Annotated in this window: 19 protein-coding genes and 1 tRNA gene; 9 read left to right on the top strand and 11 right to left on the bottom strand. The window is 44.5% G+C overall.

Annotated elements, in window-relative coordinates; all coding sequences use genetic code 11:
* Window positions 1-50: 50 nt before the first annotated feature.
* The 3 genes from B1A85_RS13325 to nadB all read left to right on the top strand — a co-directional run bounded on the left by B1A85_RS13325 (window position 51) and on the right by nadB (window position 3,327).
* A complete protein-coding gene (locus B1A85_RS13325; RefSeq protein WP_104547400.1) occupies window positions 51-773 on the top strand; it encodes a DUF3120 domain-containing protein in 723 nt (240 codons plus the stop codon).
* Window positions 774-1,012: 239 nt separating this feature from the next.
* Window positions 1,013-1,471 (top strand): photosystem II complex extrinsic protein PsbU, encoded by a 459-nt coding sequence (gene psbU / locus B1A85_RS13330; RefSeq protein WP_104547401.1) that lies wholly within the window; start codon window positions 1,013-1,015, stop codon window positions 1,469-1,471.
* Between the two features lie 176 nt (window positions 1,472-1,647).
* Window positions 1,648-3,327 carry an L-aspartate oxidase gene (nadB, locus tag B1A85_RS13335; protein ID WP_104547402.1) on the top strand — a complete coding sequence of 560 codons (1,680 nt, stop codon included), beginning with the start codon at window positions 1,648-1,650 and terminating at the stop codon, window positions 3,325-3,327.
* 2 nt (window positions 3,328-3,329) lie between these two features.
* On the opposite strand, the gene B1A85_RS13340 is transcribed toward nadB, so the two are convergent.
* From B1A85_RS13340 to btpA, 4 genes are all read right to left on the bottom strand, one after another.
* Entirely contained in the window at window positions 3,330-3,587 is a 258-nt protein-coding gene (locus tag B1A85_RS13340; RefSeq protein WP_104547403.1) for a hypothetical protein, read from the bottom strand.
* Window positions 3,588-3,864: 277 nt separating this feature from the next.
* Window positions 3,865-6,060: a CHASE2 domain-containing protein gene (locus tag B1A85_RS13345; protein WP_104547404.1), complete on the bottom strand. Its 2,196-nt coding sequence runs from the start codon at window positions 6,058-6,060 to the stop codon at window positions 3,865-3,867.
* A gap of 197 nt (window positions 6,061-6,257) precedes the next feature.
* On the bottom strand, window positions 6,258-7,217 hold the full coding sequence (locus B1A85_RS13350; RefSeq protein WP_104547405.1) for a vitamin K epoxide reductase family protein: 960 nt from the start codon (window positions 7,215-7,217) through the stop codon (window positions 6,258-6,260).
* A gap of 105 nt (window positions 7,218-7,322) precedes the next feature.
* Complete coding sequence (gene btpA / locus B1A85_RS13355) at window positions 7,323-8,183, bottom strand: photosystem I biogenesis protein BtpA (RefSeq protein WP_104547406.1); 861 nt, start codon at window positions 8,181-8,183, stop codon at window positions 7,323-7,325.
* 430 nt (window positions 8,184-8,613) lie between these two features.
* Here btpA and rimO point away from each other — a divergent pair, with 430 nt between their 5' ends.
* The 3 genes from rimO (at window position 8,614) to B1A85_RS13370 (ending at window position 13,684) form a co-directional block, all read left to right on the top strand.
* Window positions 8,614-9,933 carry a 30S ribosomal protein S12 methylthiotransferase RimO gene (gene rimO, locus B1A85_RS13360; RefSeq protein ID WP_104547407.1) on the top strand — a complete coding sequence of 440 codons (1,320 nt, stop codon included), beginning with the start codon at window positions 8,614-8,616 and terminating at the stop codon, window positions 9,931-9,933.
* Between the two features lie 50 nt (window positions 9,934-9,983).
* Window positions 9,984-11,378, top strand: coding sequence for a DEAD/DEAH box helicase (locus B1A85_RS13365; protein WP_104547408.1), 1,395 nt, complete (start codon window positions 9,984-9,986; stop codon window positions 11,376-11,378).
* A gap of 527 nt (window positions 11,379-11,905) precedes the next feature.
* Window positions 11,906-13,684 (top strand): hypothetical protein, encoded by a 1,779-nt coding sequence (locus B1A85_RS13370; protein WP_104547409.1) that lies wholly within the window; start codon window positions 11,906-11,908, stop codon window positions 13,682-13,684.
* 149 nt (window positions 13,685-13,833) lie between these two features.
* Here the strand turns inward: B1A85_RS13370 and B1A85_RS13375 are convergent, their stop codons facing one another.
* Window positions 13,834-14,781, bottom strand: a complete 948-nt coding sequence (locus B1A85_RS13375) for an aldo/keto reductase (protein WP_104547410.1) — start codon at window positions 14,779-14,781, stop codon at window positions 13,834-13,836.
* Window positions 14,782-14,965: 184 nt separating this feature from the next.
* On the opposite strand from B1A85_RS13375, the gene B1A85_RS13380 reads away from it, so the two are divergent.
* Together B1A85_RS13380 and B1A85_RS13385 are read left to right on the top strand one after the other, a co-directional pair.
* Window positions 14,966-16,414 carry a BCD family MFS transporter gene (locus tag B1A85_RS13380; RefSeq protein ID WP_104547411.1) on the top strand — a complete coding sequence of 483 codons (1,449 nt, stop codon included), beginning with the start codon at window positions 14,966-14,968 and terminating at the stop codon, window positions 16,412-16,414.
* On the top strand, window positions 16,411-17,235 hold the full coding sequence (locus tag B1A85_RS13385) for an inositol monophosphatase family protein (RefSeq protein ID WP_104547412.1): 825 nt from the start codon (window positions 16,411-16,413) through the stop codon (window positions 17,233-17,235). Before B1A85_RS13380 ends, B1A85_RS13385 begins: the two co-directional genes overlap by 4 nt.
* 191 nt (window positions 17,236-17,426) lie before the next feature.
* Here B1A85_RS13385 and B1A85_RS13390 read toward each other — a convergent pair whose 3' ends face one another.
* The 3 genes from B1A85_RS13390 to B1A85_RS13400 are packed head-to-tail and all read right to left on the bottom strand — an operon-like array spanning window position 17,427 to window position 19,026.
* Window positions 17,427-18,353: a ChaN family lipoprotein gene (locus B1A85_RS13390; protein ID WP_104547413.1), complete on the bottom strand. Its 927-nt coding sequence runs from the start codon at window positions 18,351-18,353 to the stop codon at window positions 17,427-17,429.
* Complete coding sequence (locus B1A85_RS13395) at window positions 18,337-18,696, bottom strand: cupin domain-containing protein (protein ID WP_104547414.1); 360 nt, start codon at window positions 18,694-18,696, stop codon at window positions 18,337-18,339. Before B1A85_RS13395 ends, B1A85_RS13390 begins: the two co-directional genes overlap by 17 nt.
* A gap of 39 nt (window positions 18,697-18,735) precedes the next feature.
* The gene (locus tag B1A85_RS13400; protein ID WP_246841418.1) at window positions 18,736-19,026 is read right to left on the bottom strand and encodes a hypothetical protein; all 291 of its coding nucleotides are present in this window, start codon (window positions 19,024-19,026) and stop codon (window positions 18,736-18,738) included.
* Between the two features lie 185 nt (window positions 19,027-19,211).
* Between B1A85_RS13400 and B1A85_RS13405 the strand changes: the two genes are divergently transcribed.
* Complete coding sequence (locus B1A85_RS13405; protein WP_104547415.1) at window positions 19,212-20,732, top strand: HlyD family efflux transporter periplasmic adaptor subunit; 1,521 nt, start codon at window positions 19,212-19,214, stop codon at window positions 20,730-20,732.
* Window positions 20,733-20,856: 124 nt separating this feature from the next.
* Here B1A85_RS13405 and B1A85_RS24550 read toward each other — a convergent pair whose 3' ends face one another.
* The 3 genes from B1A85_RS24550 to B1A85_RS13420 form a co-directional block, all read right to left on the bottom strand.
* The gene (locus tag B1A85_RS24550; RefSeq protein ID WP_210404437.1) at window positions 20,857-21,042 is read right to left on the bottom strand and encodes a hypothetical protein; all 186 of its coding nucleotides are present in this window, start codon (window positions 21,040-21,042) and stop codon (window positions 20,857-20,859) included.
* 334 nt (window positions 21,043-21,376) lie between these two features.
* Window positions 21,377-23,338 (bottom strand): serine/threonine-protein kinase, encoded by a 1,962-nt coding sequence (locus B1A85_RS13415; RefSeq protein WP_104547416.1) that lies wholly within the window; start codon window positions 23,336-23,338, stop codon window positions 21,377-21,379.
* Between the two features lie 161 nt (window positions 23,339-23,499).
* Window positions 23,500-23,581 (bottom strand) — tRNA-Leu (locus B1A85_RS13420).
* Window positions 23,582-23,811: the final 230 nt, after the last annotated feature.

Consider the following 23,811-nt stretch of genomic DNA (forward strand, 5'->3'; position numbering starts at 1 on the left):
TACGCTAAACTTTAATAAGATTAAGTTAAGTAAAGAATCATAACAAATCATTGGTTAATCATACATTGTCCTCATATTCAGCTTCGCCGCCAGTTCCTACTGGAAAAAACGCGATTGTTACTTTACCCGCAATTGGTTCGCGCCAAGCTTGGTTATTCTTTGCTGCGGCAGTTTTTCTAGTAACTGTACCAGTATTTATTGAAGCCCCCCTTGTGCGATCGCTACCGAGTTTGAGTTTAGCCTTGACAGGTGGCTGGATGGCGCTCAGTTTATTTTTGATGTCACGTCCAGCAACGCATCGTTGGGGCGATCTTTTATTCGGATTTAGCTGGAGTTGGTTAGCTGGTTCGCTGTATTGGGGCTGGCTGCGTTGGGAACCATTTTTGCATTTACCCGTAGAAGCGATCGCACTACCGTTTGCAATTTTTTGCCTCCAGCGTAATTGGGGTCTTATAGGTAACTTTTTCTACCTTGGTTCTTTATTTGGAACTGTAGTAACAGATCTATACTTTTATTTAGTTGATTTAATTCCGCATTGGCGACAGTTAATGCAAGTAGAGCCAGCATTCGCCGCACCTATATTGCAAAGTGCGTTAACACAAATTCACACATCGTGGGGACAACTGTGGGCGATCGTCTTAGCAAGCGTGCTACTCGTCGTTGGCATTTTACCTTTACGTAAGTTACAACTCCATCTCTGGACGTTTAGTGGTGCGGTTTTAAGCACGATATTGGTAGATATTTTATTTTGGCTAGCTGCACTGGCTGCGTGAAGCGGAGGAAATCCAAAGGTAAAGAGGTACGAGGCGAAAGCAGTACTACCTCCTCTAAATCTATAGCGATTCTGTAAAAGTCCTCCGCCTTCATATCTGTTTTTATAAATCAATCTCTCGGCTCGCGGTACTAAACTTGATTACCAAAATTTACTTATCAATGCTATAAGTGATAGCCTCGGGATCAATAAAGCTATATATTAGTTTCAGAAAGCCTGCTGTGTGTTGATTTCAGATTGATGGAAAGAGGTAGAGAAATCGTGATGAAACGATTGATGCGTGTATTTGCAATTTTGTTTTTCGTTGTAGGGTGCATGGGATGGCTTGGCGTACCGCAACAAGCACTTGCGGCAAATTTGAGTAACGTCAGCCTACGTTCAGCAGTTTTGGGAGCAGTAGAAGCCGTACCGCGAAACCCTGCTGATGATAAGCTAGCTACGGAATTTGGGAAAAAAATTGATTTGAACAATACCAACGTAAGAGCGTTTCAGCGGTATCCAGGAATGTATCCCAACCTAGCTAAGAAAATTATCAAGAATGCTCCCTATGAAAATGTAGAAGATGTCTTGAAGATTGAAGGATTAAGCGATCGCCAAAAAGAACTTTTGCAAGCAAACCTAGACAAATTTACGGTAACTGAACCTGAAGCCGCTTTTGTCGAGGGCGACGATCGCGTTAACAACGGTATCTATCGATAACCGCTAAAACACATTTATCCGAGCAACCCACTCCCAGCGGAGTGGGCTATTTTTATATAAACAGGGTCAAGTAAGGTTAGAACACGAGAGCTCAGCATTATGACTCTAATAACGGGCAATTAATGTACCTTCTCTGACCCCTGACCTCTAATCTCTAACCTCTACTAGTTATTGCCTTGTCTCAAACTAATCTTCAAACTCAATTTGATGTCATTGTTGTAGGTGCTGGTGCTGCGGGACTTTACACTGCACTCTGTCTGCCAGAAAATCTTCAAGTAGGTTTAATTACCAAAGATACAGTATCGCTATCGGCGAGTGATTGGGCACAGGGAGGAATTGCTGCAGCGATCGCGCCAGATGATTCGCCGTTGCTTCACATTGAGGATACTTTGCACGCAGGTGCAGGATTATGCGATCGCGTCGCTGTAGAATTTATGGCAAAAATGGCACCGAGTTGCATCCAATCTTTGGTCAAATTGGGAGTTGCCTTCGATCGCCGCGATCGCGAACTAGCATTAACTTTAGAAGCTGCGCATTCTCGACGTCGCGTACTTCATGCGGCGGATACGACGGGTAGAGAAGTGACAACAACGCTCACGGCTCAAGTTCTGCAACGCCAAAACATCCAAGTTATCCAGCAAGCTTATGCTTTAAATCTGTGGCTCGACGCACAGCAACGCTGTCAAGGAATTTGTTTACTTTATCAAGATTGTATTACCTGGATAAAAGCCAAAGCCGTAGTTCTTGCCACAGGCGGTGGGGGACAAGTTTTCGCGCAAACCACAAATCCGGCGATTAGTACTGGCGATGGAGTGGCGATCGCTTGGCGGGCGGGTGCTTTACTGCGAGACTTGGAATTTGTACAATTTCATCCTACGGCTTTAACAAAAGCTGGCGCGCCGCGCTTTTTGATTAGCGAAGCTGTACGCGGGGAAGGCGCGCACTTAATTGACGATCGAGGACATCGCTTTGCGTTTGACTACCATCCGGCAGGAGAATTAGCACCTAGAGATGTAGTAAGTCGTGCAATTTTTAATCATCTACAGCGTACCGCGCTCGATCCGGCAACGGCTCATGTTTGGTTAGATTTACGCCCAATACCAAAAGAAACTATCTTGCATCGGTTTCCCAATATTATTCAAGTGTGCCAGCGGTGGGGAATTGATGTTTTTGCTGAACCTGTTCCGGTTGCTCCTGCGGCGCATTATTGGATGGGTGGAATCGTCACAGATTTAAACAACCGCACTTCGATCCCTGGATTGTATGCAGTCGGAGAAACTGCCAGTACCGGAGTACATGGCGCGAATCGTTTGGCGAGTAATTCGCTGCTAGAATGCATCGTTTTTGGCGCGCAAATGGCGCATTTGAACGAGGAATTAGTTCCTTTGAGCCAAGACGATCGCTATCCCCAGGCGAAGATCGATATTCCTTTATCTAAAGATGACTGGTGGATTCAACAGCAAAAATTAACAACGTGGCGTCAGAAGTTACCGCGTTTGGTATGGCAAAGTGCCGGGATTTGTCGCGAAGCAAGCAAATTACAAGATGCGATCGCACAGGTTTTGATTTGGCAAAAAGAACTTGCGGCTCTACCTTTGAGTCAATTCCTACTTCATTTACCTGCAGCACAAACAGTTAACGTCAATTCATCTGACGCTGAGCAACAGTTGCGCTTGTGGGGAGAAACGCGGAACTTGCTTGATGTTGCTTATCTTATTCTCAAAAGTGCGTCTTTTCGTAGCGAAAGTCGTGGCGGGCACTATCGTATCGATTACCCTCAAACTGATCCTAATTGGCAAGTTCACACTCTAGTACAACAGCACCAATGGTGGCAATCTGAAAGATTGGAAAATTGAAATTACCGAGTGCCAGAACCTTGAGTACTTTTAGGCGCACTTTTGCGCGGTGGAATATAGCGAGAAGTTGAGTTTGTGTTGAAGTTAGGGACTGGCGATTCTAAGTCAGCAGCTAAAACGATTGTCGCGTCAGTACTACCATATTCAGTAGTTGTTGTGTTAGAAAGAATACTGACTAAGCTTTGTGTTTCCATGAGGTTAAACAGCTGTACCCCGACAACAAAAGTGACAATAGTTGTAAATCTGAAATAAATTGCCATAAATGCTGCTGGATCGCTATATATTTCAGTATTTCATACTCCTTTGTTTTTTACGTAGATTTACGTAACTCTCATAGTTAATTTACACAAGCTTAGCAAAGTCTGGCTTGTTATCAGTAAATTCACCAGAAGACACTGAAATGAGATGCAGAAGGCGAGTATGAATATACTGGCAGCTAAACAAGGCACATTCATCTCCGTAGACTTTACGCTCTAGGGCGTGCAGCAGATTTTATTGACATAGCCGCAACTTCAGTTGCAGGATAATTCATGCTTTCTATTGAAAGGACATAGCATCAGCAAACTTGTAGCAATTTTTACCAAAACGTTTAGCTTGATACATTGCCAAGTCAGCTTGTTTGACGATCATTTCTTGGGCGGTGCCGTTGTTTGGATAAATGCTAATGCCGATGCTTGCAGTAATTGAGATAGTCTGTCCGTTAAGATGGAATTCTTGTGACAGCATTGTTAAAATCTTGTCTGCAACGATAGCAGCATCTTCTGGTTTGGCAATTCCAGGAAGAATGACAGTAAATTCATCACCGCCAAGTCGACATACAATGTCGCTTCCGCGCAAACAAAGCGTTAATCGTTGTGCGACTATGACGAGGAGGCGATCGCCGCTATCGTGTCCAAGAGTATCATTGACTTGCTTGAACCCATCCAAGTCGATAAACAACAACGCGAGCAATAGTTTATTATTTGCTGCCCATGCGAGTAACTGACTGAGGTGGTCGTAAAATAACTTACGGTTAGGTAAACCAGTCAGCGAGTCGTGATAGGCAAGGTAACGCAAACGGTCTTGCGAATGTTGTAATTCAGTGTTCGATCGCAAAAGTTCGGCAGCAGTGCGCTTGAGATCCTCTTCAATGCGCTTGCGTTCTGTAATATCGCGCATCACTCCCACTAAAAATAAATTACCCGCTGCATCTTTGTGGAGAGATTTTTTGGTGGCAACGAGATGAGTCATACCTCTAGAATCTGTAATTTCTTCTTCGTTTTCAATCGCACTTCCACGGGCAAAAACAATTTCATCCTGTTGCCAAGAAACTTCGGCTTGATGTTGTGGCAGAAATTGCGCATCTGACTTTTCGAGCAATTCCTCTAGTGGATAGCCAATAAATTGACAAAATGCATCATTTAAGACAATCCACTGATGTTGTTGGTTTTTGACAAAAACTGGATCGGGAATTGTATTAATTATTTCCTGTAAAAATTCTTTTGAGCGTTGTAGCCCTTCTTGCTGATAAGCAATGTGACTGGCGATCGCTACCGCACAACCAGCAATCCCTAGTAGTGGCGGAACCACAGGTAACCACCACCCACCGATAAAAGCGATGTAAGTAATACCAACGAGTAGCACGCCCGCGATCGCCAGACTCAAAACAAACTGAATTGGTTTGCGCCAACGCCAACTCAACGATGCACCGACTAAAGTCCAGGTAAAAATCCACCAGCTTTCAGTCCATTTTGACCAAACTTGAATAACCGGTCGTCCATCAAGCGCCGCATCAAGAATTTGGCTGACAAAATTAGCGTGGAGTTCTACACCTGCGATGGGCTGTGCTGCTGGTGTGAAGAAACCGCTACTGTAGGGAGTAAAAAAAAAGTCTTTGAGACTGGGTGCAGTAGAACCAATCAAAACGATGCGATCGCGAAACCATTCGGCTGGTACTTTGTGCGTTAAGACATCTGTAAGCGATACTGTGCGAAAGCTGGTTTGAGTGTGGCGAAAATTAGCGATGATTTGATAACCACCATCATCGGCGCGTGCGTAACCACCATCATTGCGCTTGAAGCAAGGAAATACACTTTTTCCTAGTTGCAGATATTTGAGATTTTCTGCTGGTTGAGGAGTAATTCCTTGCGCTGCTAAGTAGCTTAAAGCGAGTTTGAGCGCAAAACTTTCATAAGTTGTCTCATCTGCTGTCCAATACAACAAACTGCGGCGCACTTTCCCATCAGCATCCAAAATCACGTTATTAAACCCGACGCGATCTTGTTGGCTCAAAATCGGTGGGGGTAACACCGCCGCACTATACTGATCTGCAAGTTTTTCAATGCCAATCAGGTTGGGAATCGATTGATAAACTTTTTGTAGTTGTTCGTTTCCAGGTTCTACGGGTAAATCTCGGTAAAGATCTAAACCAATAACGCGAGGTTGGTAATGGTGTAATTGCTGCAATAGCTGCGCAATAATGCTATCCGGTATGGGCCACTTTCCTATGGATTGCAGATCGGTTTCTTCAATAGCGACGATCGCAATTCGTTCGTCCGTGGGTTCGGGTGGGCGTAAACGAAAAAATTGGTCAAGGGCTGCCCACTCTAAAGATTGGATAACCCCCAAGTAACGTAATAACAGGATGCAACAAGTAACGCTGAGCGCAGTTAGCCATACTCGCCGACGATTGCGCAATTGTTTTTGAAATAATCTTTTTCTCAGTTTTTTACTAGCGTCCCCAATTATACCCATGCTTGACGATGCCCAACCTTCCCTACTGCTAGATTGCCCGCGAAAAGTTAGGAATTATTCATTAGTTTTAAAGTTGTTGCATGAGGGTAGCAAAGGGGGCAGCAGAGGTGCAAAGGAGAGCGGACAATTGTTGTAATTTGTCGCAACGTTTTTCAGATTGGAACCTTTGCTCTAAAAAATCTGACCCCTGACTGCTTTTAGGAGGGAGAGTGCCGAAAGTTACGCGGACCTGTATAGCCAGACAGATCTGCTAACTCTTCTAAAGACCTTAAACCAGGATACAGTTGACCGTTGATTTCCCAAGTGGGAAAACTTTGAATACCTGCGGCTTGACAAAGATCGGGACGTGCGTTTTGACCATCTGCAGCGCATTCGATGTGGTTAATTTCAGCATAGGCTTGCTTACCAAACAGCTGTTTTTGTTCGTAACAATGGGGACACCACCAAGCAACAAATTCTCTCGCGCCGATTTGGGTTAAGTGACGGGCTAAAGCAATTTCGGCTTCTCCAGATTCAGTTGTAATAGGCCAACCAACCCCTGGTGTAGGTGGTTTTATAGGACCTAAAGCCACATTTGTCTGTTCTGAATTTGTGACTGTTGGTTGGTTAACTCCTGCATAAACACCAAGCGTGCCAATGAGGGTAATCATGCCAACAACGATCGCCGTAAAGAAAATTTGTCCAACGTCCTCCCACGCCCGACCAATAATTGTGAGGACTAAAAGGCTAACGGAGAAGATCGCTGAGGCAATGCAGTAAATACAAGTCGCTTGGATTTGCGAAAAGAGCAAATACATCAAGTAACCACTGAAGACGGTCATGGCGATCGCACCAGCTAAGAGTAGCAACCACGTCCAATTTTCTACTTGCAAACGCAGTTCTTTTTTGCGTCCTGGGTGGATTGTTAAAGGTGCCAAAGCAAACGCTGCCATGCTGGCATAAGCCAGGAAACCAAACAAGGCTAGCGGTAAGCCGAATACTGTGGCATAAGGGCTAGAAAGTACGAGATCGCAGTTTCCTGCCGGACAAGCTGTTGAACTTTGGGTAAACTTTACAATTGTCAAGTATGCGGTCGTCAGCGCGCCAAGCAGCGCGATCGCTGCAATTAAGGGACGTGACCATCGATGTATCCAAGGAGTAGATCGTCGGCGACTCATGGCTAGTGACTAGTAACTAATGGCAATGTGTCAATACTTAAGACTTTTTTATTGCCTAAGTTTTTTTTTGACAAGTTCAAGGTAGCATTCTCTGATAAATGATGACTAACTCCTCACCCCCGACCCCTGGTCTTTGATTCCCAGCGGATCGCCCACCTTTAACTGCGGCTTGCTACTGCGTGCAGCTTCGACAAATTGGCTGACGCGAATCGGATCGATTGTTTGCTCGCGGCGACCGTGCCGTTTCAGCGATGAAGAGACAATCACGCCATCTGCGGCTTGCATGAGTGTGGAAATATTTTCCCAGTTTGCACCGCTACCAATCAGTACTGGCGTGTCATAAGCTGCTGCTTTGGCAAGTTCTAGATCTTGTAAATCGGGCGGACTTCCTGTTGCCCAACCTGACAAAATGACGGCATCGGCTAAACCCCGCTCGATCGTATCTTGAACAGCCACAGTAAGATTTGGCGAACTCAACGGTCGCGCGTGTTTGACAAGCACGTCCGCAAAAATTCGCACATCGCTGCCAATTTCGCGACGGTAGCGCAACAATTGGTGGGCTTGCCCTTCGATTAATCCTTGATCTGTTGCCATCACGCCCGTGAGAACGTTGACGCGAATAAATTGGGCTTTGACAACGGTGGCGATCGCTAAGGCACTATGCGCGTCGTTCCGCAGGACATTCACCCCAATCGGAATTGTGACTAACTGCATTAGCCGCTGAATGACTACCGTCATCGCACTGACAACGGCTGGATCGACTTGATTTTTTGTAAATGGCGCGTCAAAAAAATTTTCGACAATAATACCGTCAACGCCCCCACTCGCTAGCGCTGTTGCCTCTTGTTCGGCACGGTCAATCACTGCTTTGAGGTTATTACCCCAACCTGGTGCGGTGGGCAATGGTAGTAAATGAACTACGCCGATAATCGGGTTGGGAGTTTTAAATAGCTGCTTTAAGTCCACTTTTTCTCCACTACAGATGCTTCAGCTTCAGCGCGGTTAAAATAAGCAACTTAAATCGTACACGCAGCGATGACATAATTTATCCTTTGCTGGAGTTAGCAGCACAGTATTCATAAGATATGTTAAGATATAAACTAGGTGCAACGGAGTTTGCCACTCCAACCTCAAGCTAGGTAACAACTATTGTTCCTACGACAAAAACACTGCATAGGGCAAGTAGGGTAGCTTAATACCAGTTTAACAATTGGTATTTATCAAAGTTTAAAATTAAGAAATTTAAACGAATTCCAGTTTTATCCTCTCAGCCCAGCAACGAAACGGCATTTATATCCATTGTTAGCGCTGGTGGAGTAAGCTGACGACCTGTGTTTGTAAAGCAGTAAAATCCGCTGGCGATACTTTTGACTGCAAAACACAAGCGACTTACTGTATGGGTGATAAGCCAACAATTGCGATTTCTCATTTGGGCTGCGAGAAAAACCGAATCGATACGGAACATATGCTAGGGCTTCTAGTTCAAGCTGGCTATGGTGTAGATACAAATGAAGAACTAGCAGATTATGTCATTGTTAATACCTGTAGCTTTATTCAAGCGGCGCGGGAAGAATCTGTACGAACTTTGGTAGAACTGGCAGACGCGGGCAAAAAGATCGTCATCGCAGGGTGTATGGCGCAACACTTTCAACAGGAACTCTTAGAGGAGTTGCCTGAAGCAGTAGCAGTGGTAGGAACAGGAGACTATCACAAAATCGTCAATGTGATTCATCGCGTCGAAGCAGGAGAACGCGTACAAGAAGTTACTGCTGAACCAACGTACATCGCGGATGAGACAACACCACGCTATCGAACAACGACAGAAGGCGTTGCCTATCTTCGCGTTGCGGAGGGATGTGATTATCGCTGTGCGTTTTGCATTATTCCACATCTGCGAGGAAATCAGCGATCGCGATCGATTGAATCGATTGTGGCAGAAGCCGAACAACTCTCAGCGCAAGGCGTCCAGGAAATTATCTTAATTTCGCAGATTACGACAAATTACGGTGTCGATCTTTATGGCGAACCGCGATTAGCTGAACTGTTGCAGGCATTGGGGAAAGTCGACGTTCCTTGGATTCGGATGCACTACGCCTATCCTACAGGACTGACACCAAAAGTCATTGAGGCAATTCAAGCAACGCCGAATGTTTTGCCTTATTTAGACTTACCGTTACAACACTCACACCCAGAAATTCTGCGGGCGATGAATCGTCCTTGGCAAGGGCGCGTTAACGACGGAATTATCGAACGCATCAAGCAAGCAATTCCGCAGGCGGTGCTACGAACAACTTTTATTGTTGGATTTCCTGGAGAGACAGAAGAACACTTTGAGCATCTACTGCAATTTGTTCAGCGTCATGAATTTGACCACGTCGGAGTATTTACATTCTCTCCTGAAGAAGGAACTCCAGCGTACAGTCTGCCAAATCAGTTACCGCAAGAAGTGATGGAGGCGCGACGCGATGCGGTGATGGAGATTCAGCAACCGATTTCATTGCGTAAGAATCAACAAGAAGTCGGCAAAGTTGTTGAGGTGCTCATCGAGCAAGAAAATCCAGAAACGGGAGAATTTGTAGGGCGTTCTGCCCGATTTTCTCCAGAAGTTGATGGTTTAGTTTACGTTCAGGGTGCAACGCGGCTAGGTTCTCTGGTACCAGTCAAGATTACCGACGCCGATATTTACGATCTTTACGGTCATGTCGTTAACAACTAGTTAATGGCGCGTTAATTGCAAGTGAAACAAACTACATATTAGGAGATTAGATGAATTTTTCCTTTGAAAGCTTGGGACTTTCAGAAGCACGTATCAAACATTTAGAAAAAATTGGATTTACAGCAGCGACAAACATTCAAGCGCAAGCAATTCCTCACTTACTTGCAGGGCGCGATGTTGTCGGACAATCGCAAACTGGTACCGGAAAGACAGCCGCATTTTCTTTGCCAATTTTAGAGCGCATCGACCCGAACCAAAGAGCAGTGCAAGCTCTCATTTTGACACCAACACGCGAGTTAGCAGTACAAGTTAAAGAAGCCATTTCCAGCTTTATCGGCGATCAAAATATCCGCGTTTTAGCAATCTATGGCGGACAATCGATTGACCGACAAATACTACAACTCAAGCGTGGCGTGCAAATTGTAGTCGGTACGCCAGGGCGGGTGATTGATTTGATCGACCGCGGTAGCTTGCAGCTCAATCAAATCAATTGGATGGTGTTAGACGAAGCCGATGAAATGCTGAGCATGGGCTTTATTGACGATGTAGAGAAAATTTTACAAGCGGCACCGAGCGAACGGCAAACGGCGTTGTTCTCTGCGACAATGCCACTGTCGATTCGCCAATTGGTGACAAAGTTTTTGCGATCGCCCGTAACGGTGACAGTCGAACAGCCAAAAGCAGCACCAACACGCATTAATCAAGTTGCGTACTTAGTTCCCCGCCATTGGACAAAAGCACGCGCTTTACAACCAATTTTGGCGCTGGAAGACCCTGAATCTGCTTTAATCTTTGTACGCACGCGCAAGACTGCGGCTGAACTAACAAATCAACTACAAGCAGCAGGTTACAGCGTAGACGAGTATCACGGCGATTTAACGCAGCAAGCGCGTGAAAGGCTGTTAATGCGCTTCCGTAACAAGCAAGTACGCTGGGTGATTGCGACTGATATCGCGGCGCGGGGTTTGGATGTCGAAGATCTGACGCACGTTATCAACTACGACTTACCTGATAGTGTCGAAACGTATGTTCACCGCATTGGGCGGACTGGGCGTGCAGGTAAAGAAGGAACCGCGATTTCGTTGGTACAACCGTTTGAACGACGCAAACAGCAACTGATTGAGCGTCACGTTCGTCAAAGCTGGAAAGTGCTGTCGATTCCCACACGGGCGCAAATTGAAGCGCGTCATTTAGAAAAGCTGCAAGGTCAAGTACAAGAAGTACTCGCAGGAGAACGCCTAGCTTCGTTCTTACCAATTGTACGCGATTTAGGCAACGAATACGACGTCCACGCGATCGCTGCCGCAGCACTACAAATGGCGTATGATTCGACTCGTCCCGCTTGGATGCAGTCAGAAGCTGCAATGATTGAACCTGAAAAACCAGCAACACCAAAACCGATTTTGCGTTCCGCGCGATCGCAATCAGTATCAAAAAATAGCTAAACTCTGGTAAGTATTAGAATATTAGCCTTCCAATTGACTGAGTTACACAAGAGTCTGGACAGCCTACGTTTTGGGTTAGCCAGACTTTTTCTTTTCTATTTCAGGTGTCAACCAATACAATAGCAATTAGGCTTAAAGTTACTTGAGACAATTCTTCTGAGCTTTGATGCTGTCCTAACTTTCCCTGCGATTGCTGTATCTTAGTAGGGCTTTATAGCAAATAAAATCTTAAAGATGATGCTTGAATAATTTGAGCTAATTGCTTCTTACATTAGCTAGGTCTTTGACTCAAATTAAGTAAAAATGCGTAAAATTAATGTATTTACGAACACTACGTAGAAAAAACCTTCTGTTGTTATGCAACATTTCATACCTGCAACGTCGTCTAGTCAGAATGCTACGCGTAACAAAGTTGAAGAAGGGTTAATCAGAAAAGCTAATTAAAAATGTGCTAGCGATCGCCAAAATCAGCGTAGAGATAGCGTCAGTAGCAATAGTATGACGTCAGGGAGGCTAAACGTTAACTCATGAAGTTTTCCGTTCGCTCGATGTTTTTGTGCCTACTCTTGGGTTTGATATTGACAATATCTGGCTGCAATGTCCCTAAAGCAGTGGTAGAGTCAATTTTACCAGACCGCCCTCCGAAATATCCTCATTATGAAGATAGGCAAACTATTATCAAGGAAGCACAAGCAATATCAGATCGCTTAGAAAATCATATTCGAGCGTGGCACCAAGGTAAAGCGCCTGCTGAGATTCCAGCTGAACTACTTCCTAAGGGAATTGACCGCCGCTTGACCAATTTTCGGCTGTTGCGTCCAGAGCAAGTACGTGCTGAAGATCAGTGGATTATTCGGAAAGCCGAAAAAATCAATCATAAAGCGCTTCATCACCTTTACCCAGATCCTCATGCTACTTATCTAGTGCTAGGAACCTTCTTAGCACCGTTTGGCACGAAAGTGATGATGGATGGTGAATTTCCACACAGTCGCTTCTTTGACGTACAAGTATCTCCTCCGTTCGATCCTGCTTTTTACTACTACGAAGGGGCGTTTGGCGTACCAGAAGTACCAATCGTGGATGTCGATATCGAGCCTATTGCTGAACATAGCAATCCGTTTCGTCCAGGCGTTAGACGCGATGTTCAAAAAAGGCATTACCAACTTACGTGGACTTTGACTATGGGTGATGGACCGCAGTTAGAGCCAGCATATCGACCGCCTTACTTTCGCGCTCCTGGAAATCATCGTTATGCTAGTGCATTAGTTTATCAAGGACCTCTTGCCGATCCAAAAAGTAAATGGGGCTTCGGACACAAACGGGGAGTTTGGAATATGGGAAGCTTTTGGGTTCGTTACTATGCCCCTGATTTGAAAGCTGGACCTTTAGGAGGCGTACCACTGCCAAAAGTACTTTACGAACTGCCTACAGGGGAGCGCTTTTTTCTAGCTGCTAATTTCCAAGAGGTAGAAAAAACAGTGAATAAAACAAGACCAGTCCAGTCTACACCAGGAGCCGAGCCAAGCAAATTTGAAGGACCAAAGGTTGGCTGGAATCACGATTTTGATATCCTCCATGGAGCCTTAGCGGCGATATTTGAAACTGTTGGTAAGACATCAGACGCAGATAAAGCTTATGGTCGTGAAGTTGTTCTTGGCTTGACAAGTCGGGGTACGCAGCAACCTCCACCTGGAAACTATGAGTCTTCGACTAGCCGTTGTATTTATATCAGTTATCTGTCTAGAGGAATGACAATTAACAAGGGGAAAGTTGCTGTGCTCACTGGGCGGTTACCAAAAATACCTCGGACTCGTCAAGGTGAGGTAATGATGCAAAAAGGACAGGCACGTTATTTTTCTATTACTTCTTATGCCAATCCTGACTGGCTAGATCTTTCTTTTGTCGGTCCAGCAATAAGTTCAGTCATGGATGAAGATATCGTGACAGACGCAGAGGGACGATATGTCATTGTGTACTCGCGCCAGGAAGATCGCCCCAAAAATGCTTATCCTCAAAACGGAGTAACTTGGGTAGACTGGTCGTCTACAACCTCTCAAGCTTGGGTAGTACGTTACTTAAGCGTCCATCCAGATTGGAGAGATCCTCAAATTGTCCCTGACGTAACAAATTTACCTTACGAAAAGACTTCTTGGTTTTCTCCTCAATTCGATCCGACGCTTACTAGAAATAATTCGCATCACGGAAAAATTGGCGAATACCAACCTCAAGTGCATTACCTCAGTAAGAAAGAGTTCGAGAAACTAGGAACTAAGGTGCAATCTAGTGCAATACCAAAATGGAAATGATGCCAAATTCTGCTATGCTGGGACAAAGTTTGCGAGCTTTTTAATTGTCCTAACTTTCCCTGCGATTGCTATATTCTGTTAAACAAAACTTAGAAGTAATAACAAAGGTTATTTTGTGGGGAAAGCAGTAAGCTTTCCCTTTTAGCGACTTATCGCCAGGAACGACTCGCTAAGTCTAATTGCTTAAACTCATCCTCACTCAGTTTCCAACCCAAAGCACCAGCATTTTGTTTGACTTGTGCAGCTGTTTTTGCCCCAGCGATGGGGATAACATTACCTTGAGCGATTAACCAGTTGAGTGCAACTTGCGCAGGCGTGCGATCGCGTTTTGCCCCGATTTCTCGCAGTAAAGATAACACTGGCTCTATTTTGCGCAGACCATCTTTACTAAAACGCGGATCAATTCGTCGCGCCCCAGTGGGAGTTGCAGAATTATCAACCGAGTATTTACCTGTGAGTAAGCCCTGTGCTAAGGGGCTATACGCCAGTATTGTCACGCCCAATTCGCGTGCTGTATCGAGAATACCGTTCGTTTCAATTTGTCGCGTAATTAGCGAGTAACGGACTTGATTCACCGCCAAACGGACGCCGCGTTTAGCAAGTAGATCGTGGGCTTCGCGCATTTGTGCGGCGGAATAGTTGCTGACACCGATCGCTTCAATTCTGCCACGTTGCACTTCCTCTGCTAAGGTGTTCATTAAGGTTTCTTGGCTGAGTAAGAAGGTGAAAGGCCAATGTACTTGATAAAGTGTGACTTTTTCTAATTGCAAGCGTTTTAAACTATCGGTTAATGCAGCGGATACAGATTGACCTGTAAATCGCCAAGGAAAAGGACCAAATTTAGTTGCGATTTGGACTGGCTGCGTTGTCTGTTGCATGAATTGTGCTAAAAATTCTTCAGACTGCCCCAATCCATAAACTTCAGCAGTATCAAAAAAAGTCGTTCCTACTTCTACAGCGGCGTTAAACGCTTCGCGCAGTTGATTCGCATCGTAGTCGCCACCGTAGTTCCAGAAAAGTTTGTCACCCCAAGCCCACGTGCCAATACACAAGGGCGTGACTGCGGGACCATCTTGTCCTAATCTTATTGTTTCCACTGATGACTACCACTTCTTTACACTTCTTCATATAACTTCTAGTGTATCGTTATGAATTGTGCAGGTACGACCAGTCAAGATGATTGTTTGTCGCGGTTTGCGTAAATTTTTATTTGAAAATGAAGAGTGAAGCGATCGCGCTTTCGCGATATTAGTCAAAGTAGAATCTCAGGTCTCAGTCATTATGGCAAGTAAGGTTTCATTTGAGCAGATTCCTTCTAAGATTAATCTTCTGACAATGTTTCGGTTGGGATTATTTCAGATGGGATTAGGCATTATGTCGATCCTGACGCTGGGAGTGCTCAATCGGATCATGATTAAAGAGTTAGCGATTCCTGCAACTTTGGTCGCAGGGACAATTGCTATGCATCAATTTGTGGCGCCGGCGCGATTGTGGTTTGGTCAGTTGTCGGATGCGAAAACAATTGGTGGAACGCATCGTACTGCTTATGTGTGGATTGGTGCAGCCTTATTTGCGATCGCGTCTTTTTTAGCTGTACAAGTAACTTGGCTGTTAGGAAGCAGCGTTCACTCGCAAGGTTGGACATTGCAAACTTACAGCTTGGTGGCGCTGCTAGGAGGAATTTTTGCGCTATACGGGCTAGCACTGAGTTCGAGTTCGACTCCTTTCGCCGCACTGCTTGTAGACGTTTCCGATGAAGACAATCGCTCTAAACTTGTCGGGATTGTGTGGTCAATGTTGATGGTAGGGATCGTCATTGGCGCAATTATTAGTTCGAGATTACTTCCTGCGCCTACAACTTGCCAGGAAACCGCAGTTGCGAACTCGATCTATAACGATCCGCAAGGTCTAGCGTTGCTCCAAAATTCGATTAACCGCCTGTTCATTCTATTACCTGCGGTTGTGTTTGGTTTGGCAGTATTCTCAACTTTTGGTATAGAAAAGAAATACTCGCGTTACACATCGCGTTCGACAATCGCCAACCGCGAAGACAAAATTACGCTTGCTCAAGCATTAAAAGTATTAACAGCTAGCCGTCAAACAGGTTTATTTTTCACGTTCTTGCTCATGATGACGATTAGCTTATTTATGCAAGAAGCAGTGATGGAACCGTACGGCGGTGAAGTCTTTGGAATGTGTGTTTCAGAAACGACACAGCTAAACGCATTCTGGGGAACGGGAACACTTTTAGGGATTAGCAGTACAGGGTTTTTGATTGTACCGCGTATTGGCAAGCAAAAAACTGCGCTCTTGGGCTGTTTAACAGTTGCGATTTCGCTATCATTAGTTGTACTATCTGGATTTAGCGCAAATCCGCAGATGTTGCAAGGAGCTTTATTATTATTTGGTTTAGCTTCTGGTGTCACGACTACAGGCGCAATTAGTTTAATGCTCGACTTAACCGCAGCAGAAACCGCAGGAACTTTTATCGGTGCGTGGGGATTAGCACAAGCGATCGCACGGGCGATAGCAACGGTTGCGGGTGGTGCAGTCCTGGATATTGGCAGACAAATATTTAGCGATCGCGTTCTGGCTTACGGCTTAGTATTTACAGTGCAAGCTTGTGGAATGCTCTTGGCAATTTGGTTTCTCAACCGCGTTGATGTGGCAGAATTTCGCTCAAATGCTAAAGGTGCGATCGCCTCGATACTGGAGAATGAATTAGATTGAACGCAGATTTTTGGACAACAATTCTTGACTTTGCGCAAGCAACAACGCAGCAGGTTGGAACGCAACTTCTTAAAGATTTTGGACGCGTACAAGCGTCTCAAAAAGCCGATGGCAGTTTGGTGACGCAATCGGATAAATGGGCAGATCGGGCATTGCGCTCTGCGATCTCCACTCATTTTCCAGGACACGGAATTTTAAGTGAGGAGGACGACCAAACTTTTCCTGGTAGCGAGTGGTGTTGGGTTATCGATCCTCTCGATGGCACGACGAATTTTACTAGAGGAATTCCGCTGTGGGCAATTTCATTAGGTCTACTCTACCAAGGAACTCCGGTTTTTGGCTGCATTTATCTGCCACCCATTAATCAAGTTTTTCATGGCTTTTTTCCAGGAGAATCTCAACTCAATATGCCTTCTGGCGCTTTTCTAAATCATAGTCCAATCCACAGCAGTCATGATGCTCCGAGTTCTAATCACTTTTTTAGCTTGTGCGCGCGGAGTACTTCGGTGATTCAACCAGGTTTCCCCTGTAAAATTCGAATGCTCGGCGTCGCTAGCTACAATTTCCTCACGGTTGCTGCTGGAACAACGCTAGGCGCAGTTGAAGCAACGCCTAAAATATGGGATCTTGCCGGGGCTTGGGTTATCGTTAAAGCTGCTGGTGCTGCTTGGGTGTCGCTGCATGCGCATCCTTTATTTCCGCTACTACCTGGCAAAGATTACGGCGATCGCTCTTTTCCGACTTTAGTTGTTAGCCGTGCCGAATTAGTCCCAATTTTTCGACCTTACGTGCAGAAGATTGCACAATCAACTTCTGAATGAATCGCATTCATTATTTATAACTCGGCGCAACAGTAAGTATCTGCTTTTGAACCATTGAAAATTGTTGTTTTCTCTAGTAATATTATTTTATGTATAATTTGTAAAGATATTGATAATTTTAAAAAGCACAGATTTCCATTATAAAGAACATATTAATATAAAACTTTTCTTCTTTCAAGACGAATCCTTCTTTATTTATCGCGATCGATCATAAAATCTGCGATGCGATGATTTGAATTTATTGGTTCTTCTGGGAGACTTAGCAGTACTGAGCGTTGAGTGAGTTGGCGTATGCGACGCGCCACGCGACTAGGAATACCATGACCGTAAATAATGTGACCCTGTCCTGCTAAGACAACGATTTGATAATTGGGTTGAGATTGATGAAATCGAGCAATTTTTTCTGCCATTGTTTCATCCCACAAAACCTGAGCCAAGAAGAAGTTTTCAAAATCTGAACTTGAACCATGTCCAGCTTGTTGATGTTGCTCGAAGGCATCGAGAATTATTTGACGATACTCAGCGTTATCTGTGCAAATTTCTGTAAGAGGCGGAATGAATTGTCTTTGTTGGGGCGTCAGGCTAGCTAATCCTGCACGGGCGACTTGGCGCGTGACCTCAGATGGAGTATTTAAGGCTAAGACTGGTAGTTTATTCGCTCTCGCATAGCGGAGAACTGGGGCATAATTTTCCCAAGGAAATCCCCAACGCTGATTATATTCAGTTTTTTCTACGAGTTCTTGTTCGGTGATTTTTCCTGCTATATATTGATCGAGAAATCTTTGATAAGGGCGCTGGAACATTTCGAGGGCGATCGCAATTTTGGGCTGCTGCTTGTGCAGCAATTGAATGATTTCTAACTGCGTTTGATGGTGCTGGGGATTATCGTGGGTTTCGCCCAAATAAATGACATTTGCCTTGGCTAGATGTGTAAGAAGATTCTGCAGGTTAGAGATAATTTGAGGCGAGGAAGCAGAATTTTCGTTGGATAGGGTTGAAGAAAATTCAACTGGATAAAATGTGCTTGCTGCATAAGTGGGAATGCTATACAGCCACAGAAATCCGAAAGATAAAATGAACAGCTTGCGCAGCAGATGCTTTTTAATAAACAGTTTCATCTTCTTTGCGCCAGGCTGGATCGACAATACAAAGAAAAACCAATGCTTCGTCACCACAATTGGAAATAAACTGCTTGGCATTCGGTGGAATGTAAACTGCATCGCCAGCTTCGACGAACTGCGTTTCATCGTCGACGTGCATTTCTCCTTTACCGCTGAGAATGTAGTAAACTTCGGATGTTTTTAAAGAATGCGGTTGTGAAGTTTTTCCTACGGGTAAAGTAGCATGAGCTAAACTGTAGCGTAACGCGATTGCTTGCTTATCTGGATGCAATAACTCGCGTAAGTGCGTACTATCTCCAGCTAAGAATTCAGGACAGTTTTTGAGTTTTTGTACGAGCATTGAGGAAACTTTAAAAAGGTGGATGCAGTCTGATGATGCCTAGTATAGTAGAGGATTCGTCTTTGGTTGATAGTCGAGACAATCAATTGCTGCTTCCGTATTGGCAATGCTCGGTCGAACAGTGCATTTTAAGCGATAGTCACCTGTAAAATACTGACAATGACTGCACGGTATTTGATGAAGACGCTTGCTAGTATTAACACTGTCACGGACTGCCGTCCACAAACTCCAAGCGAGCGCACTCATAAATGCCCAAGCACAAATAAAGCAAATCGGAACCAAAAACGGTTGAATTGTATGAACGAGAAAACGCAGCAGTTGTAGTATCATAAGTTGACAAACAAAATAAAAACTTAAGTGGTAATACGATTTTTTTGGTATAATTAGTAACTAAGTAGCTAAATCTGAAGAAGTTAAATCAGTTAAGCCTTACTTTATTTAGATATAGCAAAATTGTGAGAAGTCTTCGCTAAATTTAAGTCAAACATCATTAGGGAGTGCACCATCAGTCGCCGATGGATACAACGCAGCAAAAAGTAAAACGTCCGACATTAGCTTCCTCACCTGCACAATTGCGGCAGGTGAAACAACAGTTCGCAAATCCTGATGAATTTCTTTCATACGAGTTAGGTAAAGCTGTTCAAGAATTACCACCTTTGTATACGAGACTGTTAGCAGGAAGCATAAGTTTATTAGTATTCGGTACAATTGGTTGGGCGCATTTTAGTAAAATTGACGAAGTAGCGATCGCACCTGGAGAATTAATTGCTTCTACTCAAGTACGTCCTGTGCGCGCGCTAGGTGAAGGCTCGATCGTGGCAGTGCGAGTCAAAGAAGGCGATCGCGTTAACAAAGGCGATGTGCTGGTAGAACGTAACTCCGACTTACCCCAAGCTGAAGTCGATCGCTTGACGCGATCGGCACAATTGATTAGTGAAGATCTCAAGCGCTTAGAAGCAGAACGTACTGGTGCAACAGTATCAGGAAGCACACTTCAAGATCAGTTACTCAGTTCTCGATTGCAAAACTTTGAGGCACGTCAAGCAGCCGCAATCGCCGAGGCAAATCGTCAAGCGGCAGTGATTAATGAAGCGCGAGTGCGCTTGAGTCGTTTGCAAGATAACCTTGTCAACGCGAGAGCAACTCTAGCCAACGCTCAACAAAACTATCAAAATGCGCAAAGTATTGCAGAAAAAGCCAGAAGTTTACTAGCAAACGCTGAAAAGCGCGAAGCCAGCCTGCGTATTCTTCTAGAAGACGGCGCAGCACCCCGCCTTGATTACATTGAGGCACAAAATGCAGTTTTGCAAGCGCAAGCGGGCGTGACTAACGCTGAGGACGGAATCACTAACGCGCGATCGCGCATTACGGAAGCACAAGATCGCGTTACGTCAATAGAAAAAGAAATTACAGCTCAAGCACAACAAGTCCGTCAAGCGGAACAAGCGTATCAAGCCGCACGCGATCAAGCGGCGAGTTTGGCATCAGAACGCCGCAGCGAAATTTTAACGCAACTTAACAGACGACGCGAAGAACAAGCAACCATTCAAGGTCAATTAGCCCAAGCCAAGAAACAGCGCGAGCAAGAAGTTATTACGGCTCCAGTTTCTGGCACAATTTATAGCGTCAAAGCAACGAGTGGACCAGTGCAACCTGGAGAAGAGTTACTATCGATTCTACCGGATGGCGAAGAATTATTATTAGAAGTTCGCGTTCTCAACCGCGATATCGGCTTTATCCGCGAAGGAATGCGGGCAAAAGTCAAATTAGCAACTTTTCCTTTCCAGGAATTTGGCACAATTAACGCGGAAGTAATTAGCGTCAGTCCAAACGCAGTGAATGACGAGAAGCTGGGTTTAGTTTTTCCCACACGACTCAAACTAGAGAAAAATTCATTGCAAGTTCGCGGTCAAGAAGTGCCGTTGACTCCTGGAATGGCTGCAACGGGCGAAATTGTCACGCGTCGTAAATCAGTTTTAACGTTCTTACTTGAGCCAGTCACGCGGCGCTTTAGCGAAGCATTTTCTGTCAGGTAAGTAAAGATGAAAAAGAAATCTATCTACTAAGCTCTATAAGCAGGAAGCGATCTGAAGCTGTTGCTAATTGCTGGACTCGTGACTTTTACATTTTTCCTTTGTCCAGCATCATAAAGCCAAACCCTTAACCGCGCCCTAAAAACTCTTGAATATAGCCAGGGTAGTATCGACTCGGAATATAATCGGTTAAACCGCGCCAAGTTTTAAAGTTACGGTACGTGGGCGATCGATCGCCCAAGAGTAATGTTCGCACTCGCGATCGCAAACCGTCTGCACCAATTAAAGCATCTCCAGTAACGCTCAAACTCAACGTAAAATCAGCACGAACTTGATTTCCACTACGTTCAAATTGCTCAAAGGTTTCTCCTAAAATGAACTTTTCACGCGGAACATTCCGCTGGATAAACTTACAGGAAACATATTTTGCTGCGCAGGAAAAAATATCATAGAAATATATGCAAATAGCAGATAGAGATATATCGCATAAGTAAACTTAACTTTCAAGCAATTGTAGAAATTCATGCTGAAGAAAATTAAGTTGAAATGCCACCGTTAAAGTCAGTGCAAGATATAGAAAATTATTCTGAATTTACTAAGCAGTTTCGCAATTCCTCAAAGCCGTAAGATCGATAAAAAATCTATCACTACAGTCGCAAAATCTTGATAGAATTATCTCTGCTACTGCTAATAAGCTGCTTGCTATCCGCGCTGAAATAAACAGCAGTAATATCACTTGCTTCTTCAAACGGCGTGCGTATCCTTTCTGCGGTACTTATATCCCAAACTTCTAATTTTTTCCCAATACCACTTGCAAGTAAAGTTCCATCAGGACTAAACGCGACAGCGTTAACCCAGTGAGAATTCCCGGATAAAGTGTGGAGTAATTTGCCAGTACTGATTTGCCAAATTTTGATTGTTTTGTCTACACTACCGCTCGCAAGTAATCGACCGTCTGGACTAATTGCTAATGTGACAATGCGATCGCTATGTCCTTGCAATGTTCTTAAAACTCTACCAGTACGGAAGTCCCAAATTTTAATTGTCTTGTCGCTACTGCCACTAATTAAGTATTGTGCATCAGGGCTAAAGGCGATCGCTCTTACTGCATCCGAATGTCCTGATAACTGACGAATCTCTTTTCCCGTACTCATGCTCCATAGACGAATTGTTCGATCGTCACTTCCAGTAGCAAGCATTGTACTATCTGCACTAAAAGCTGTAGACCAGACTGTACCCGAATGTCCAGCAAGCGTCCGCAAAAATTTTCCTGTTGTTAAATCCCAAACATCTGCGGTGTTGTCACCACTTCCACTGGCAAACCTTTGTCCATCAGGACTTACCGCGACTGACCAAACTGTACCCGAATGCCGAGAAAAAGTTTGCAGTAATTGACCATTTGAAACATCCCAAAGTTTGATAGTGCGATCGCTGCTACCACTAAGAATATTTGAACTGTTGGGTTTGACTGCAACTGACCAAACTGTATCAGCATGTCCTGAAAGTGTTTGATCTAAGACAATCTGGTTAAGCGTAGGACGTGGCGACACTGAAACTGCAGGTTGTAAAGTGTGTTGTGGCGATCGCGGTAAGTAATAATTACTACCAATAATTAAAATTGCAGCAAAACCGCCAATCAAACTGCCAACGATTAGCGTCGTTTGACTCAGAAGAGTTTGCTGTTTTAAATCTTTAGCGTAGTCTGTCGTGTCTAAGTTTAGTTTGAGAGTTTTCTTAGTAACAACTTGTGGAGATAGATACTTATTAACTAAGGGTTGTAATGCTTGCAGTGTTTCTGTTGCACTTTGGTAGCGATCTCTATAGTGATAGCAGATCATTCTATTGAGCACCTGCGCAAGCTGAGGGCTAACTTGACATCGCTCTTGCCAAATGATTTCCCCTGTTTCGGAATTTTGAGTAAGTTGTGTGGGATTTAAACCTGTCAAAGCTTGAATTCCAATGATTCCCAGGGCGTAGAGGTCGCTATTGGGACGCGGTCTTCCTTGGGCTTGTTCGGTCGGCGTGTAGCCTGCTGTGCCAATGGCAATGGTAGCAGGTCCACTGAGAAAATAGTTAGAACTCGTTTTTCCTTGATTTGTGACGACTTGCATCCAAGCTTGTTTTACTGAACCAAAATTAACTAATACTAAGCGATCGTCTTGTTGTCTTCTAATAATGTTATTTGGTTGGATGTCGCGATGAATTAGCCCGTGACTGTGAACAAACTCTAAGATCGGCAAGACTTCTTGCAGTAGCTCGACGACTTGGCTTTCGCTCCATTTCCTTCCTAGTTCAAGTTCCTTACTTAGCGGATTCCCAGTGATAAATTCTTGTACTAAGTAAAACTCTTGATTTGCTTCAAAGCGATCGAGAAGTTGAGGAACTCGGTCGTAGTCACCGAGCCTTTTTAAGGCTTCTACTTCTCTTAAGAATAGTCCTCTGAGAGTGGCTAGAGACTCAGGATGGCGATCGACTGATTGAAAATGTTTAACAATACACGTTGTTGGCTGCGGCTGATGCGTATCTTTGGCAAGGTACGTATGACATAAGCCTGCTGTGCTGAGAGTTTGAATAATCTGATAGCGATCGCGTACTAACTTGCCTAACATCTTATCCGCGTTGGGGTTTGGGATGCTTTTATGTTTTTGATCTTTTCATATTAGGGGATCTACCGCAAAAACATTGCTTCCACCCTGCTTTTGCAGTAAAAAGTAACAGTTTACCCTCAAAAGCGCTACCAAGTTTGAAAACAAGAATCGAAGGCTAGAGATGCGGATGAGAGGACTTGAACCTCCACTCCTTTCGGAACTAGAACCTAAATCTAGCGCGTCTGCCAATTCCGCCACATCCGCTTATGGCTTTAATATCATAGCAAATTATTTTACTAACGCAATAACCTCTACTCTGGCGATTGCTGTCGGACTTTATTCCTACTATACGCAATACTGCTAAGTTGCGTACTGAATTGGAGATACAGACAATCAATGAAAGTGGCGATCGCGCTCATTAATTGCGTTTCTTGGGTACTTTCATTAAGTTAATCTCGCAACCGTTTAGAAGTTGCGATCGACAAGTGTCGATG

Origin of the sequence: Chroococcidiopsis sp. TS-821 (assembly GCF_002939305.1) — a bacterium.
Taxonomy (GTDB): domain Bacteria; phylum Cyanobacteriota; class Cyanobacteriia; order Cyanobacteriales; family Chroococcidiopsidaceae; genus Chroogloeocystis.